The sequence below is a fragment of the Ensifer sp. Root954 genome, from assembly GCF_001429005.1.
Classification (GTDB): domain Bacteria; phylum Pseudomonadota; class Alphaproteobacteria; order Rhizobiales; family Rhizobiaceae; genus Ensifer; species Ensifer adhaerens.
On sequence record NZ_LMJM01000001.1, the window covers coordinates 492065 to 508131 of the forward strand.

Annotated in this window: 14 protein-coding genes; 3 read left to right on the forward strand and 11 right to left on the reverse strand. The window is 63.4% G+C overall.

Annotated elements, in window-relative coordinates; genetic code table 11:
• Positions 1-16: 16 nt before the first annotated feature.
• Together ASE71_RS02165 and ASE71_RS02170 are read right to left on the reverse strand one after the other, a co-directional pair.
• Entirely contained in the window at positions 17-2404 is a 2388-nt protein-coding gene (locus ASE71_RS02165; RefSeq protein WP_060517718.1) for a 1-deoxy-D-xylulose-5-phosphate synthase N-terminal domain-containing protein, read from the reverse strand.
• 50 nt (positions 2405-2454) lie between these two features.
• Positions 2455-3474, reverse strand: coding sequence for a 1-aminocyclopropane-1-carboxylate deaminase (locus tag ASE71_RS02170; protein WP_034787590.1), 1020 nt, complete (start codon positions 3472-3474; stop codon positions 2455-2457).
• Between the two features lie 142 nt (positions 3475-3616).
• Here ASE71_RS02170 and ASE71_RS02175 point away from each other — a divergent pair, with 142 nt between their 5' ends.
• On the forward strand, positions 3617-4093 hold the full coding sequence (locus ASE71_RS02175) for an Lrp/AsnC family transcriptional regulator (protein ID WP_034787587.1): 477 nt from the start codon (positions 3617-3619) through the stop codon (positions 4091-4093).
• A gap of 93 nt (positions 4094-4186) precedes the next feature.
• Here ASE71_RS02175 and ASE71_RS02180 read toward each other — a convergent pair whose 3' ends face one another.
• A complete protein-coding gene (locus ASE71_RS02180) occupies positions 4187-6022 on the reverse strand; it encodes an ABC transporter ATP-binding protein (protein WP_060517716.1) in 1836 nt (611 codons plus the stop codon).
• Between the two features lie 47 nt (positions 6023-6069).
• On the reverse strand, positions 6070-7269 hold the full coding sequence (locus tag ASE71_RS02185) for an aminotransferase class V-fold PLP-dependent enzyme (protein ID WP_034787581.1): 1200 nt from the start codon (positions 7267-7269) through the stop codon (positions 6070-6072).
• A 202-nt stretch (positions 7270-7471) separates the two neighbouring features.
• Between ASE71_RS02185 and ASE71_RS02190 the strand changes: the two genes are divergently transcribed.
• Positions 7472-8278: an IclR family transcriptional regulator gene (locus ASE71_RS02190; protein WP_034787939.1), complete on the forward strand. Its 807-nt coding sequence runs from the start codon at positions 7472-7474 to the stop codon at positions 8276-8278.
• A gap of 15 nt (positions 8279-8293) precedes the next feature.
• On the opposite strand, the gene ASE71_RS02195 is transcribed toward ASE71_RS02190, so the two are convergent.
• The 5 genes from ASE71_RS02195 to ASE71_RS02215 form a co-directional block, all read right to left on the reverse strand.
• Entirely contained in the window at positions 8294-8809 is a 516-nt protein-coding gene (locus ASE71_RS02195) for a RidA family protein (RefSeq protein WP_051659103.1), read from the reverse strand.
• A 22-nt stretch (positions 8810-8831) separates the two neighbouring features.
• Positions 8832-10043: an amidohydrolase/deacetylase family metallohydrolase gene (locus ASE71_RS02200; protein WP_034787575.1), complete on the reverse strand. Its 1212-nt coding sequence runs from the start codon at positions 10041-10043 to the stop codon at positions 8832-8834.
• Positions 10044-10046: 3 nt separating this feature from the next.
• Positions 10047-10916, reverse strand: a complete 870-nt coding sequence (locus ASE71_RS02205; RefSeq protein ID WP_034787571.1) for an ABC transporter permease — start codon at positions 10914-10916, stop codon at positions 10047-10049.
• Positions 10916-11857 carry an ABC transporter permease gene (locus ASE71_RS02210; RefSeq protein WP_034787569.1) on the reverse strand — a complete coding sequence of 314 codons (942 nt, stop codon included), beginning with the start codon at positions 11855-11857 and terminating at the stop codon, positions 10916-10918. Before ASE71_RS02210 ends, ASE71_RS02205 begins: the two co-directional genes overlap by 1 nt.
• A gap of 115 nt (positions 11858-11972) precedes the next feature.
• A complete protein-coding gene (locus ASE71_RS02215; RefSeq protein WP_060517714.1) occupies positions 11973-13502 on the reverse strand; it encodes an ABC transporter substrate-binding protein in 1530 nt (509 codons plus the stop codon).
• Positions 13503-13724: 222 nt separating this feature from the next.
• Here ASE71_RS02215 and ASE71_RS02220 point away from each other — a divergent pair, with 222 nt between their 5' ends.
• Entirely contained in the window at positions 13725-14423 is a 699-nt protein-coding gene (locus tag ASE71_RS02220) for an aspartate/glutamate racemase family protein (protein WP_060517713.1), read from the forward strand.
• Between the two features lie 36 nt (positions 14424-14459).
• Here ASE71_RS02220 and ASE71_RS02225 read toward each other — a convergent pair whose 3' ends face one another.
• Both ASE71_RS02225 and ASE71_RS02230 read right to left on the reverse strand, forming a co-directional pair.
• Entirely contained in the window at positions 14460-14753 is a 294-nt protein-coding gene (locus ASE71_RS02225; protein WP_034787562.1) for a hypothetical protein, read from the reverse strand.
• A gap of 233 nt (positions 14754-14986) precedes the next feature.
• Positions 14987-15934 carry a LysR substrate-binding domain-containing protein gene (locus tag ASE71_RS02230; RefSeq protein ID WP_034787561.1) on the reverse strand — a complete coding sequence of 316 codons (948 nt, stop codon included), beginning with the start codon at positions 15932-15934 and terminating at the stop codon, positions 14987-14989.
• Positions 15935-16067 lie beyond the last annotated feature (133 nt).

Consider the following 16067-nt stretch of genomic DNA (forward strand, 5'->3'; position numbering starts at 1 on the left):
GACGGCTATTGCTGAACTATGGGAAGAGGAGAGCCGCTTGTCCGGCAGCGGTTCGCCGGCCTGCCGTCAGCGCCATTGCGGATGCCGCGAGCGCGTTGCGGTCGAGCCGGAAGTGGCGGTAGAGATCGCCGATCGTGCCGGTCTGGCCGAAATGTTCCACGCCGTGCGCGATGGTGCGGTGGCCGGCGACGGCACCGAGCCACGAGAGCGCTGCCGGATGGCCATCGAGCACGGTGACGATCGCGCAGTGGCCGGGCAGCGGATCGAGCAGCCGCTCGATATGGCTTTTCGCACGGGGGTTGCCACGGGCCCGTTCGCGCTGGGCGGCCGTCCAACCGGCATTGAGACGGTCAGCCGAGGTGACGGCGAGCACGCCAATGTCGCGGCGGACCTCGCCTATAAGTCCGGCAGCGGCAATCGCCTCGTCGGCCACCGCACCCTGGTAGGCAATGACGACATCGCAGTTTGGCCCTGGCTTGCGCAGCCAATAGGCGCCGTCGATTGCACCCTGGCCAAAATCATCGTCGACGCGCTTCAGCGGCTGTTCGAGCGGCTTGGTGGTGAGCCTCAGATAGACGGAGCCGCCGGTCTCGTCGCGCAGCCAGGTGCGCTCGTCCGGATCGTTGTCGCCATCGCGCTGCATGTAGTCGAAGGCCCATTCCATGATGACGGCGAGTTCGTCTGCAAAGGCTGGTTCGAACGCTGCCAGTCCGTCCTGGCTGATCCCAATCAGCGGCGTGCCGATCGACTGGTGCGCGCCCCCTTCGGGCGCCAGCGTCACGCCCGAGGGCGTGCCGACGATCATGAAGCGGGCGTCCTGGTAGCAGGCATAGTTGAGCGCATCGAGGCCGCGGCAGACGAAGGGGTCATAGACAGTGCCGATCGGGATCAGCCTTTTCCCGAAGAGCGAATGGCTGAGGCCGGCGGCGCCGAGCAATAGGAACAGATTCATCTCGGCGATGCCGAGTTCCACATGCTGGCCCTCCGGAGTGAACTCCCACTTTGCCGTCGATGGAATGCGGTGCTCGATGAAGGCGTCGGCGAGCGGCTGGCGGGCAAAGAGCTTGCGCCGGTTGACCCAGGCGCCAAGACTGGTGGTGCCGGTGACATCGGGCGACGTCGTGAGGATGCGTTCGGCCAGGTCCGACTTGCCCTTGGCGAGATCGTCGAGGATCTTGCCGAAGGCCATCTGCGTCGACACCTCGCGCTGGGTCTCAAACGCGATCGGCGGCACCTCGAGCCGGTGCTCGGCGTGGCGGCGTATGCCTTCGGCAAAGAAAGGGACCGCGGCGAGGAACGCCTGGAGCGCTTGACGATCCGCCACTCCGGCGAAAGGCTCCCATTCCTCGCCGCGCCCGACACCCATATGCGCCTGCCATTCGGCGAACTGGGTCGTCGTCATCAGGCCACCGTGATTGTCCTTGTGGCCGGCAATCGGCGTGCTCCAGCCCTTGATGGTATAGGCAAGGAAGCAGGTCGGCCGATCATGGTCGATCGCTGCGAAGGTTTCGGCCATCGTCTCGACGCAGTTGCCACCGAGGTTCTCCATCAGCGCTGAAAGCTCGGCATCGCTGCGCCGCTCGATGAGCGCCGAGACGTCACCCTGGTCGCCAAGATCGTCGGCAAGCCGCTTGCGCCAGACGGCACCGCCCATGAAAGTCAGCGCCGCATAGTCCTGATTGGAGCAACCGTCGATCCAGTCGCGCAGCTTCTCGCCGCCCGGTTCGGCAAAGGCCGCGCGCTGTAGCACGCCATATTTCACCCGCACCACGTCCCAGCCGAAGGCGTCGAAGATTTTCTCGACGCGCTCGAACAGGCCCTCGCGCACGATCCCGTCGAGCGACTGCCTGTTATAGTCGATGATCCACCAGCAGTTCCTGAGGGCGTTCTTCCAGCCCTCCTGCAGCGTCTCGTAGACGTTGCCTTCGTCAAGCTCGGCATCGCCGACGAGCGCGACCATGCGGCCGATCTTGCCCTCGCCCCATTGTTTGGCACGGACGAAATCCTGGACGATCGAGGCGAGCGCGGTGATGCCGACGCCGAGACCGACGGAGCCGGTCGAAAAATCGACATCGTCGACATCCTTGGTCCGGCTCGGATAGCTCTGCGCCCCGCCAAAGCCGCGGAAGTTCTCAAGTTTCTCGCGCGTCTGTCGGCCCATCAGATAGTGCATCGCGTGGAAGACCGGCGCCGCATGCGGCTTGACGGCAACACGATCCTCCGGCCTGAGCGCCGAGAAATAGAGCGCGGTCATGATCGAGACGACCGAGGCGCAACTGGCCTGATGCCCCCCAGTCTTGATGCCGTCGACCTTCGGCCGGATGTGGTTGGCGTGATGGATCATCCAGTGGGAGAGCCAGAGCAGGCGCTTTTCAATGGTCTTCAGATGGGTCGTGTCGGTCATCGCCAGGTTCCGATGGAGAAGGACGTAAGGTGACAGTCTAGGCCAAGGACTCAGCCGTCCTTGTAGTAGTAGCTGTAGCCGTTGAGCGCCGGTGCGCCGCCGAGGTGGGCGTAGAGAACGCGAGACCCCTCCGGGAAGAATCCCTTGCGGGTAAGGTCGATCATCCCCTGCATGGATTTGCCCTCATAGACAGGGTCGGTAATCATCGCTTCGGTGCGAGCCGCGAGCCGGATCGCCTCGTTGGTTTCCTCTGATGGTACGCCATAGGCGGGATAGGCGTAATCGGGATTGATCACGATCTCGTCTTCGCGGATCGCCCTGCCGAGGCGAACCAGTTCGGCCGTCGAGTCGACGATCTTTCGAACCTGGGAGCGGGTCTGCTCGAGCGTGCCCGATGCGTCGATGCCGATCACCCGATTGGCGCGGTCCTGTGCGGCAAAGCCGACGATCATGCCGCCCTGGGTGGAGCCGGTGACGACGCAGACGACGATGTAGTCGAAGGTGAAGCCGAGCTCCTTTTCCTGTGCCGCCACCTCTTCGGCAAAGCCGACGTAGCCGAGTGCGCCATACTTGTGCACCGAGGCGCCGGCCGGGATCGGGTAGGGCTTGCCGCCGGCATCCTTAACCGACTGGATCGCATCTTCCCAGCTCTTCCGAATACCGATGTCGAAACCGTCGTCGACGAGTCGACTGTCCGCCCCCATCAGCCGTGTCATCAGGATGTTGCCGACGCGGTCATAGACCGCATCATAGTGCGGCACCCATTTTTCCTGGATGACGACGCATTTCATGCCGATCTTGGCAGCAGTGGCGGCGACCATGCGGGTGTGGTTCGACTGCACGCCGCCGATCGAGACCAGCGTATCGGCGCCCGAAGCGATTGCGTCGGGCACGATATACTCAAGCTTCCGGAGCTTGTTGCCGCCCGTGGCGAGGCCGGAATTGCAGTCGTCGCGTTTGGCGTAAATCGCGACCTTTCCGCCGAGCGCCGCCGTCAGTCGCGGCAGATGCTCGATCGGCGTCGGGCCGAAGGTGAGGGGGTAGCGTTCGAACTTCTCAAGCAGTGACATGATCCAGGCCTCCGTGTGAAAATTGTAGGAGAAGGATAGGCGAAGTCTCGTGAAAGGTGCTCTCTAAATTGCTGTCAAAATTTCGCTGGATAGAATACAGTTCCGATCAAGTTTTGATTTTCTTCAATAAACGGGATAGATAATGAAAGATTCTTCCGATGATGATTTTGACCGGATCGATCTCAAGATCCTGCGTGCCCTGCAATCCGAAGGACGGCTGACCAACGCCGACCTTGCCGAGCGGGTAAACGTCAGTCCGGCGACCTGTCATCGGCGAACACAGAGGTTGTTCGAAGAGGGTCATATCACCGGTGTGAGGGCGGAGGTCGCGCCGGCAGCGGTCGGTCTCGGAGCGTTGGTGATGGTCGGCGTTGTGCTCGATCGTTCGACGCCCGAGAGCTTTGCGGCCTTCGAGGGCGCGGTGCTGGAGATGAAGGAAGTGCTCGACTGCAATCTCGTTGCTGGCGACTTCGACTATCTTTTGAAAATCCGGGTCCGAGACATGGCGGACTTCAACAAACTGCACGGTCAGAAGCTGATTGCGCTACCGGGGGTACGCCAGACGCGCACCTTCTTTGTGATGAAGGAAGTCAAGGAGAACGCCCGGCTGCCGTTCTGACGGTCGTCGAACGATTGGCCTTTCGCATCGAAGGGCACGCGAGACCCGGTACGTCTTCAGCGTGCCGGATGCGGCCCGATAGGTGCAACCCGGTCAGACCTGGACGAAGTGATCGTCTGCGACCTGCTGAAAGCGCCGCGTTTCCGGAACGTAGTTGGGCGCGCGCAAGGGGCTCTTCAGCTCGTCGCTCGCGACATTGCGGCGCGCATGGCGACGGGTCGGATCGGCGATTGGGACGGCGGCCATCAGCTTCTTCGTATAGGGATGCTGCGGATTCTCGAAAACCTGCGCACGCGAGCCGATTTCGACGATCTCGCCGAGATGCATCACGGCGACCCGGTGGCTGACGCGCTCGACGACGGCCATGTCGTGCGAGATGAAAAGATAGGCAAGGCCGAGGCTCGCCTGCAGGTCGAGCAAGAGGTTGATGACCTGTGCCTTGATCGAGACGTCGAGTGCCGAGACAGACTCGTCGGCGACGATCAGCTTCGGGTCGAGCGCCAAGGCGCGTGCGATGCAGACGCGCTGGCGCTGGCCGCCGGAGAACTCGTGCGGGTAGCGGGCGGCCATGTCGGCCTGCAGGCCGACGCGTTCGAGCAGGTCGGCGACCTTCTCACGCGCCTGCCGTGCCGTGCCGAGCTTGTGTTCGAGATAGGGTTCGGCGATCGCAGCGCCCACCGTCATGCGCGGATTGAGGCTCGCGAAAGGATCCTGAAAGATCATCTGCATGGTGCGGCGCATTTCGCGCAGCTGCCTGCGATCCATTTTGAGGACGTTCTGGCCGTCGAGCGTCACGGAGCCGCTTTCCGGCTCGATCAGCCGCATGATGGCCCGGCCGGTCGTCGACTTGCCGCAGCCGGATTCGCCGACGAGCGACAGCGTCTCGCCCGGCTGCAGACTGAAGGAGACGTTCTCGATGGCGTGGACGCGGCCTTTGAGCTTGCCGAGCAAGCCGGCGTGGATGTCGAAGCGCTTGACGAGGTTCTTGACCTCGAGGATCGGCTTGCGGCCGGCCTGGACCGTATCGGTGGCTTCCGCCGTCGCCGAAGGCAGCCCGGTCGCGGCGTCGATGACGGGAAAACGCATCGGCTGGCTTTCGCCCTTCATCGAGCCGAGCATCGGCACGGCCGAGAGCAGTGCGCGGGTATAGGGGTGTTTCGCCCGAAGGAAGATGTCCTCGGTGTTGCCGGTCTCGACCGCGTCACCGCGGAACATCACCACCGTGCGGTCGGCGATTTCGGCGACCACGCCCATGTCGTGGGTAATGAAGAGCACCGAGGTGCCTTCCTCCTCCTGCAACACCTTGATCAGGTCGAGGATCTGGCCCTGGATGGTGACGTCGAGCGCCGTCGTCGGCTCGTCGGCGATCAGGAGCTTCGGCCGGCTCGCGAGCGCCATGGCGATCATCACGCGCTGGCGCATGCCGCCGGAGAAGCGGTGCGGGTATTCGTCGAAGCGCGAGGCGGCGGAGGGAATGCGGACCTTTTCGAGCAATCGGATGGTTTCCGCCCGGGCGTCGGCCTTCGACATTGGCCTGTGGCAGAGAAGGGCCTCGGAGATCTGGTCACCGATGGTGAACAGCGGATTGAGGCTGGTCATCGGCTCCTGGAAGATCATCGCGACATCGTTGCCGCGCACGCGGCGCATCTCAGATTCCGGCAAGTCGAGGATGTTGCGCCCGCCCATCATCACCCGCCCTTCGACGCGGCTCGTCTCCTTCTGCAGGAGCCGCATGATCGAGAGCGAAGTGACGCTCTTGCCCGAGCCGGATTCGCCGACGATCGCCACGGTTTCGCCGGGCGCGACGGTAAACGATATGTCCCGGACGACAGGCTTCCAGGCGCCGTCGACCAGGAAAGAGGTCGTCAGGTTCTCGACGGAGAGAACGGGCGCCGTCGAACGGTCCGGCTGGGCTTTGGTCTCGGTCATCTCGTTTCCTCCGTCAGATGCTGCGCGTATCTTAGTTGGTCGTCGGGTCAGTCGGGCCAGCGCAGCAGGCCGGCGAAGCGGCGTGCGTTGCGTTCGGCGAGCGACGTGGCGATGATCTCGTTCGAGGCTCTCGCCTTGTCGAGCTCCTCGGCGAGGCGGCTGGCGACGATCTTCTCCTGGCCCGGATGCAGGTTACAGGGGTCGAGGTAGAAGTAATTGTGCTCGGCCTCGTGGTCTCGCACGATGATCGGCGGCGCGCCGCGGGCCAGCGCATCGGCGAGATCCCAGGCGGTGATATGGGCTTCCTGCGGGTCGATGTTGACGCGCAGCCGGTCGAGCGGGTTGTTGGTCGGGTCGGCCTCGATCACCGGCTTGATGCCGGGACGGCCGTCGAGCGTCTCGCGCCAGAGGTTCAGATAACCGGTTTCGCGCTCGCGGATGCCGGCATGGTCGCGGGTTTCCCAGGCTTGAAGTGCCGCCATCACGCCGAGCATGCTTTCCTTGCCCACCTTCATGCCGCGGCCGATGCCGAGGTTCTGCAGGAAGGTGTTGCGCACCATTTCCTTTTTGCCGGCGACGATGCCGGAGGTCGGGCCGCCCAGGAACTTGTGGCCGGAATAGAGCACGATGTCGGCGCCCTCATCGAGGAAGATGCGCAGGTCGTATTCGGAAGCGGCGTCGACGATGACCGGCACACCCTTCGAATGGCAGACCTCGGCAAATTCCCTGAGGCCGACGAGACCGTATTGCACCACGTGATGCGAGACGACGTAGACGGCGCAAGCGGTGCGCTCGTTGATCGCGCCTTCGATATGGTAGCGATAGGCCGACGTCGCCTGGCCGACGATCACCGGCTTGGCGCCGGCAAGCCGGATCGCCTGGTCGACGGGCGCGCCGTAGCTGACCACATGGCCCATCTGCAGAATGACTTCATTCTTGAGGCCGGTCGTATCCGGCAGGCGCTCGATGGCGGCAAGGTCGCTTCCGGTCATGGTGCCGGCAATGGCGAGGCTGATGCCGGCGGAGCAGGACGCCGTGATGAAGCCGGCCTCGGCACCCGTCAGCCGAGCAATCACCGGGCTCACCTTGCGCTGCAGGTCGTTGATCTCGACGAACTGCGGCAGTATGCCTGTCATGGCCGCGATCGCTTCCGGGACCACGATCGATGCGCCGAGGCTGGTCATCGTGCCGGAGACGTTGATAACGGGACGAAGTCCGAGAGCTTCGCGAATGTCACGGTCAGGCATAGTGGTCTCCATATGATTTTCTGGCGGTCGAAGCGGGTAGACTATTCCGTCTTCGCGGAATATCTACCATAGTAATGAAGTATGAGTGAGGCTTTGCGCTATCTGACGCGGCCGCCATCGGCGGCGCGGCGGCAGCGGAAGCCGAGATTTTACCGGCAGCACGCCCTTCGAGCGGTGCAGGAGTGAAGCAGTGGACAAGACGATGACCGGCGTCGAGCCGACCGACGATATGGAAACGACCGGCAAGCCGCGCCGCTCGCGCGTGAGCGGCATGGATCGCGCCTTGCAGGTGCTCGATTTCCTTTATGAGACGGGTTCCCCGAGTGGCGTCTACGCGATTGCCAAGGCTGTCGGCGCGCCGCTGTCGACCGCTTATGTCATCGTCGACGACATGGTCGAAAAGAACCTGCTTAGCCGCGATGCCGATGGGCTCGTCTGGCTCGGCGACCGGCTCTATCACTATGGCCTTGCCTATGCCCGCTCGCTCGATTTCCTCGGCGTCGCCACCCGCGAGATGCACGACCTCGGCCGTGAAGTTGCCGAGACGATCCAGCTTTGCGGCCGCGACGGCGACTACATGCAGGTGCTCGCCATGGCCGATGGTCCCGGCCATTTCCAGGTGACCTCGCGCGTCGGTACCCGCGTGCCGCTCAACTGGACGGCGTCGGGCCGTCTTCTGGTGGGGCATCTGCCCGCCGACGAACGGCTGGAGCTGTTCCGCCGCTGCGCACGAACCTCGCCGACCGGCCGCGCCGATATCGATCCGGCCGCGCTCTCCGCCCAGGCTGAAAGCGCGCTTTCCGCAAGGCTGTCGATCCAGGCGGGCGAATCCGACTATGCCGTCGCCTGCGTCGCAGCCCCGATCCTCGACGATAAGGGCAATTGCGCTGCCACGATCTCGATCGTCCTGCCCGAGCAGAAAATCCTCGACGACCGGGCGTTCTACGCCGATCACGTCAGGGTTTCCGCCGAGCGGATCGAAAAAATGATGGGCTGGCGCAGCCACTGATCCGACCTCCCGTCGTCACTCGTGCAGAGCGACGATCGCCTCGATCTCGACGGTGATGTTGCCGGGTAACGACCCGAAACCCACCGCCGAGCGCGCATGGCTGCCGGCCGCTCCAAAAACGTCCATCATCAGGTCCGAGCAGCCGTTGATGACGCGCGGATGTTCGGCAAAATCCGGAACGGCATTGACCATGCCCAGGATCTTGACGATGCGCTTGACCTTTCCGAGGTCTCCGAGCGCATCATGCATGACCGCAAGCAGGTTGATGCCGGTTAACCGTGCGTGGTCATAGGCGCTGTCGATGTCGACATCGCCGCCGACCTTGCCGGCGTAGAGATGACCGTCGGGCTCGCGTGGGCCCTGGCCGGAGAGATACAGGATGTTGCCTTCGCGCACATGCGTCACGAAATTGGCGATCGGCGGTGGCGCAGGCGGCAGGTTGATGCCGAGGGCCTGAAGGCGTTCGTAGGGTGAGACAGCGACGGGGCTGTCGTTTTTCGGGTCCATACTGTTCACGCGTTGTCCTGTCATTTCTGTATTCTGTCGCCCTGGCTTAGCGGTAGCTGAAGCCGTGGCTGTGGTCCGGGCACTCGATATGCTGCGGCTGGTAACGATTGGCGGCAACCACGTGGGTGCCCATGACCGCGTAGCGCGGCTCGAAGAGGCGGTTGAGGTGCGCTTCGGCGCCGAGTGAATCGAAGACCCGAAGCTCGCTATCGACGAGGTCGAAGAGGGTGAATTCGGCGCGGGCGCCGACGGTAAGCAGATTGTCCATCGGCAGGCGGATGACCGAGGCGGGCGCTTGGGTCACGGCCTCGACCACCTTTTCGAAAGGCATGCCGACGCTCAAGAGCTTCGACATGGTGGTGCCCAGGTCCCAGACGGACTGGTTCATGCTGCGCAGGTGCACGTCGGTGGAGATCGAGAAGGGGAGCAGACCGCGGGCGATCGCCACTTCCGCCACGCGGAAGGAGAACGAGGCGCCGCCGTGGCCGATGTCGAGGCGGATGCCTTCGCCGGCGCAGCGTTCGGCAAGCTCAAACAGGTCCTCGTCCTCGATGATGCTGGAACCGGCCTTGCCGTTGAAGCAATGGGTGACGATGTCGCCGGGCCCGAGGATTTCCAGAACCTCGTCATAGAGCGCCGGCGGCTCGCCGACATGCACCATGACAGGGATCTTCAGGATTTTGGCGATCTTCTTGCCGAGCTTCACCGGCGTCACGCCCCAGGAACCGGTGATGACGTGGCTGGCGCGCACCTTCAGGCCGACGATGTGCTCGCGGTTTTCCTGGTAGCAGGCGATGATACGGTCGATGTCGATCGAGCGGATGTCGGAGAGTTCGCTGACGCGGTTGCAGGCGACAAGCCCGATCGAGCCGAGATTGAGGAACGCCTTGATGCGCTCGCGCGACGGCTCGATGATGTATTCGCGAAAGCCGTGGAAATTGGCTTCACCGGCCGAACCCGCGTCGACGATCGTGGTGACGCCGCGCTCCATGCCGCAAAGCTGCGGGCGCACAGAAATGTCGGTGCCGCCGTGCCAGACGTGGGCGTGCAGGTCGATCCAGCCGGGCGAGATCCAGGCGCCCTTGCCCTCTATGCGACGCACGTCGCCTGATGCCTCCAGGTTCGGGCCGAGGGCTGCGATGCGGCCTTCGTCGTCGACGAGGATGTCGGTGGTTTCAGCCGGCGCGGCCATGCCGAAGGCGACGGGCTTCACCTGCCGGATCAGCACCGGACCGGCGTTCGATGTTGCGGTCGTCATGACTTACAGGTCCTTTCTGAGGCGGGGATCGAGCATATCGCGCAGGCCGTCACCGACCATCTGCAGCGACAAGACCGAAAGCACGATGGCGATGCCGGGGAAGAGCGTTACCCAGTCGGCCTGGCCGATATATTGACGCCCCGAGGCGATCATCGTGCCCCAGGTCGGGATTTCCGGGCTGACGCCGACGCCGAGGAAGGAAAGCCCGGCTTCGGCAAGCATCGCATGGGCGAAGAGGAAGGTGCCCTGCACGAGGACGGGCGAAAGCAGATTGCGCAGCACGTGACGCGTCATGATGTGTGGCGTCGAGATCCCGAGCGCGCGGGCCGCCTCGACATAAGGAAGCTCGCGGATGACCAGTGTCGAGGCGCGCACCACGCGGGCGAGCCGCGGCGCATAGACGATGCTGAGCGCGATGATGACGGTCGTCAGCGAGGGGCCCAAGGCCGCGACCAGCGCGATCGCAAGCAGGATGTCCGGGAAGGCCATCATCGCGTCGATGACGCGGGCGATCGGCGTGTCGAGCTTCGGAAAGAAGCCGGCGAGCAGACCGAGCACGACGCCGATCACGGTTGCAAGCGTGACGACCGCCGCACCGACAAGCAGCGACAATCGGCCGGCATAGATGGTGCGGGAGAAGACATCGCGGCCGAACTCGTCGGTGCCGAAGAACCATTGCAGGCTCGGCGGCTGCAGCCGGTTGACGATCGACAGCTTGCCGGGCGCATAGGGTGCGATCAGCGGCGCGAAGACGGCAAGCAGCACGAAGACGGTGAGCACGATCAGGCCGAAGGCAACGGTTTTGCGCTTCAACAGCCGGCGGACGAACTTGCGGCCTTCGCTCTCGGTGGGGGCAGATACGGTGATAGACATCAGTAGCGCACCCTTGGATCAACGAGGAGATAGAGCATGTCGATCACGAAATTGATCAGCACGTAGAGCGCGGCAATGACGAGCAGCGCGCCCTGGATGACGGGATAGTCGCGGCGAAGCACGGCGGAGACGACGAGATTGCCGACGCCGGGCAGGCCAAAGACGGTTTCCGTGACAACCGCACCCGAGATCAGCACGGCGGCGGTGAGGCCAATGATCGTCAGGATCGGGATCAGCGCGTTTTTCAGTGCGTGCTTCATCACCACCTTGCGTTCGCCGAGGCCTTTGGCGCGGGCGGTGCGGATGAAATCGTCGCCGAGCACGTCGAGCATCGATGCACGGGTAAAGCGCAGGATCAGCGCCGAGGAGACGACGCCGAGCGCGATCGCCGGCAAGGTCAGGTGATACATGCGCTCGGTGAAGGAGGATCCGGGGCCGCCATAGCCGGAGACCGGGAACCAGCCGAAACGCACGGCAAAGACCTGGATCAGGATCAGGCCAAGCCAGAAACTCGGTATGCTGGCGGCGAGCATGGCAAGCGTTGTTGCCGCCTGGTCGACGAAGGAGCCGCGCCTGTAGGCGGCATAGATGCCGATCGGCAGCGCGATGGCGCAGGCGATGACGATTGAGAACAGGGTCAGGAAGAAGGTCGGCTCGGCACGCTCCGCCAGTGCTGACGTGACCGGCTGGTTGAGGAAGATCGACTGGCCGAGATCGCCCTGCAGCAGTTGTCCGATATAGTAAACATATTGCAGGCCGAGCGACTGGTCGAGGCCAAGCCGGCTGCGCAGCGCCGTAATGTCTTCCTGGGTTGCTTCCGGACCGAGCATGACGGCGGCGGGATCGCCGGGCGTCACGCGGACGATGACGAAGACGATCGTGACGACAATCGCCATGACGACGATCATGCCCATCAGCCGTTGGAAGATGTAGCGTAACATGGTGGCCTCGAACCTTTCCTGTGCGCTCCGCCGCAAGGGTGGAGTGACGCGCCCCTTCGAGCGGGCGCCAGGCGCATGGCCCGGCTGCCCGCCGAAGTCCCTTGGGAGGGGGAGCTTACTTCTTGATCGAAGCGTTCCAGAAGTACGGCCACGGGGCCGGCGAGACGCCGTCGAGCGACTTCGACTTCGCCGAAAGCGCGTTGAAGTCGCCGATCTTGATGAACGGCACTTCCTCGAAGATCACCTTCTGCACGTCTGCCCACAGCGCCACGCGCTTGGCCGGGTCGGATTCGGCGTTGAAGGCATCGACCGCCTTGGCGCGCGCCGGCGTATCCCAGTTGCCGGGCGCCTTGGTCGACATCATGCCGATGAGGGCCGGTTCCGGCAGGAAGGGGCTGTGGGTGATGTAGATGTCCCAGAGCGTCGGGTCGGCACGGCGCTGGGTCAGCGTCGCCCAGTCGACCACCTGCAGATCGACGGTAAAGCCGGCGAGCTTCAGATACTCGGCCGCGACCTGCGCCATCTTGTAGTGGAACTCATACTGGCGGCTCGTCAGGATGCGCAGCGGCTCACCCTTGTAGCCGGCGGCCTTCAGGAGTTCGCCAGCCTTTTCCGCATCGGCGATGTTGTAGGCGCCTTCGGTGCCGGCATCGGTCCGCCAGGTAAACTGCGACGGGTAGAGAGCGGCGTCGAGCGCATAGAAGTCTGTGGTGCCGAAGGCTGCCGCCATCATGTCTTCCATGCTGAGCGAAGCGCGGATCGCCTTGCGCAGGTCGAGGTTCTTGGTCATGCCGTTGCCGGAGTTCAAGACGAAGACAGGCCAGCCGAAGGGCTGCAGCATGACGGGTTCGGAAGCGCTCGAACCCTTGACGCGTTCGAAGGATTCGACCGGCAGAGAATCGACATAGTCATACTGGCCGGAAACGGCCGCTTCGACGCGGGTGTTCGGGTCCGGAACCGGCACGAAGCGGATTTCGTCGGCATATTGGTGGCGGGCGCCGCCATAGCCGTTGGCTTCGCCTTCCGGCGACTTGTAGGCATCGTACCGGGTGAGCTGGATGTACTGGTCCGCCTTGCGTTCCTTCAGCTGGTAGGGGCCGGTGCCGACGAAATCAGTCATCGGCTCGGCCTGCTTTTCGGAAGGAAGCACGATCGCCGCGGAGTTGTTGAAGGCGAGCAGCGAAACGAGCGGCGCGTAAGGGGTGGTGAGCGAGATCTTCACCGTCAGCGGGTCGATCGCTTCGATGCCGGAAATCGTCGTTGCCGTCTGCTTGCCGCGCGAGGCGACCTTGGTCCAGCGCTCGAGCGAGGCGACGACGTCCTTCGAGTCGAGATCGGTGCCGTCGTGGAACTTGACGCCCGAGCGCAGCTTGATCGTGTAGGTCTTGCCGTCGGCGCTGATCTCCGGAAGTGCTGCCGCCAGAAGCGGGGTCGGCTTCCAGTCCTTGTCGAAGGTGTAGAGCGTCTCGAAGATGTGTTGCGAGACTATGCCGACGAGGTCGGCCGTCGATGCCATCGGGTCGAGGGTCGGCGGCTCACCGACCGTCGCGACGTTGATCACGCCGCCCTTTTCCTGCGCAAAGGCGAGAGTTGCCGATGCCACCAATGCGGTTCCAATAAGCAATGCGAGTTTAGTCGATTTCATATTTTCTCCTCCTCATATTCCATAGTTATGCTATGTCGTTCTTTATTTTGGAATATAAAAAGGCACGAAGCCGGAAATGTCAACCGGCTGTCGTCGTCTTGTCACAACCGCCGGCAGCGGCGGGCCGGAACCCTTGTCCTGGAGGGTGCATAAGTGGGCGGGAGCTATCGCGAAGGCGCGGGATTTGTTAGCCCGGAGTCCGGATTGAAAAGGGAGAAGAGAATGAAGGTCATCGGCCTGATCGGCGGCATGAGCTGGGAGAGCTCGGCGGAGTATTACCGCATCATCAACGAGACGGTTCGCGCGCGCCTCGGCGGCGTGCACTCGGCGAAATCGCTGATGTGGTCGATGGACTTCGGCGAGATCGAGCGCCTGCAGCATCACGGCGACTGGCCGGCCCTGACGGGAGAGATGATCGCCGCAGCGCGACGTCTCGAGGCAGGCGGCGCCGATTTCCTGATGATCTGCACCAACACCATGCACAAGATGGCGGCGGACGTTTCGGCAGCCGTCTCCATTCCGCTGCTGCATATCGCCGACCCGACGGCGGAGAAGATCAAGGCGGCGGGCCTTCGCAAAGTCGGCCTGCTCGGAACGGCCTTCACCATGGAACAGGACTTCTACAAAGGTCGCTTGGCGGAAAAATTCGGTCTCGATGTGCTGGTGCCGGAGGTGGAAGACCGGGCGAAGGTGCACGAGATCATCTACCGCGAACTCGTTGCCGGTATCGTCAAAGACAGCTCGCGCGACGCCTATCGCGCCATCATCGCGCGGCTTGTCGATGCGGGCGCGGAAGCGATCATCATGGGCTGCACCGAGATCATGCTTTTGATTTCACAGGCTGATAGCCCGGTCCCGGTGTTCGATACGACCGAGATCCACGCGCTTGCTGCGGTCGACCTCGCGCTCGGGGACGCCTGACCACGGCCGACTGGCCGTCGGCCGTGGTTGCAAGGGCTAGTGCAAGGTGAATTCCCGGGGTTCGCCCGGAAACAGGCTGAGAAGTGCTATGCCCTGCTGCAAAAGCAGTTCGGCGGCTGGCAAGTCGCCGACCACCAGGTCGTCCGCACAGCCGATGATGATGTTGGCGAGGCTGATCGAGTTCTCGGCGAACCGGTCGTCGCCGATCTCGTAGGCCTTCTCGGCCGTTGCCTCGAGCGCTTCCGCTACCAGCGCCATCATGTTCGAGCGTTCATCCAGCGTCATGGCATCCAGTGTCTTGGCGTCGGGAGTTTTGGCAGTTGTCTGCATGATTACCTTCCCTATTGTTCAAGCCGAAATGGCCGCGCCGGCCGAAGCCGGGGGAAAAGTCTACGACTGGGGTGAGTCCAGGAGGGGAGCCGGCGTCGAACGCGGCTTCTCCAATAAGATCGTGCGTTGCGGCGCGATATGCAAGGAATGGCTACTATGCGGCCAGCGCATGGGTCCGCGGAGGGCGGCCGCCGGGGTAGCACGTCAAGGGAGCCCGTTGAGCGCCGGATGCGTTAGGCCGTGATATGGGGTGGCCTTGCCGGCCATGCCAGGCTTTCGTCGATCGCCAGGCGATCGGCGGCGCATTCCTGGGCAAGAAAGTCGATGAAGGTGCGAACGGAGGGCAGTAGCCCGCGCCGCGAAGGAAAGACGGCGTGCACGACGCCGGACGCCGGGCGCCATTGCGGCAGCACGGGCACCAGCGTGCCGGCTGCCAGGTCCTTCCAGATCATCATCGTCGGCAGTTGCACGATGCCGGCGCCGTCGAGCGCCGCTTCGCGTAGCGCCGCCATATCGTCGGTCAGGAAACGTGGCTCGTGGCGGATGACGGCCCGTTCTCCATCGGCGCTTTCCAGCCGCCATTCATAGGTGTGCGTGGCCGAAGTCCAGGCAAGACTCGGCAATCCCGTCAGTTGCGCGGGCTCAGCGATCGGCGCCTTCAGAAATCCGGGCCTGGCGACGAGATATTGCGAACTGTCGTCGAGCTTGCGCATCACCAGCTCGCTTTTTTCGAGCGGCGGGAACCGGACACGGATCGAAACGTCGAAACCTTCGGCGATCACATCCACGCGCCGGTTGGTGCTTTCCAGCTGCAGGCCGATCCGCGGATGGGCGGTCATGAACCGGGCAAAGAGCCGGCCGAACTGGAACGAGATCAATGCGGTCGGGCAGCTCACCCGGATGATGCCCTGCGGCTCTCCCTGATGCTGCGCGATGAAGGCATCGGCCGCTTCCGCCTCGATTAACACCGCGACGCAGCGCTGGTAATATTCGCGGCCGACATCGGTAACGAAGAACCGGCGCGGCGAACGCTGGATCAGCCGAACCCCGATCCGGTCTTCCAGCATCGCAATGCGCCGGCTCAGCCGGGATTTCTGCGTACCGGTTGCCCGTGCCGCAGCCGCAAAGCCGCCATGATCCACGACTTGGACAAAATAATAGAGGTCGTTCAGGTCCTGCATCGTTCTATTCATAGGACGCTGCGTCGAAATTCACAATCTTTTGGCGGCAACGGTCCTGCAGTAGCTTACGTTCAATCACAGCAGATCGGCAACGAAGGCCGCTGGCGGTGATGAAAACAAAACGAAGGAAAGG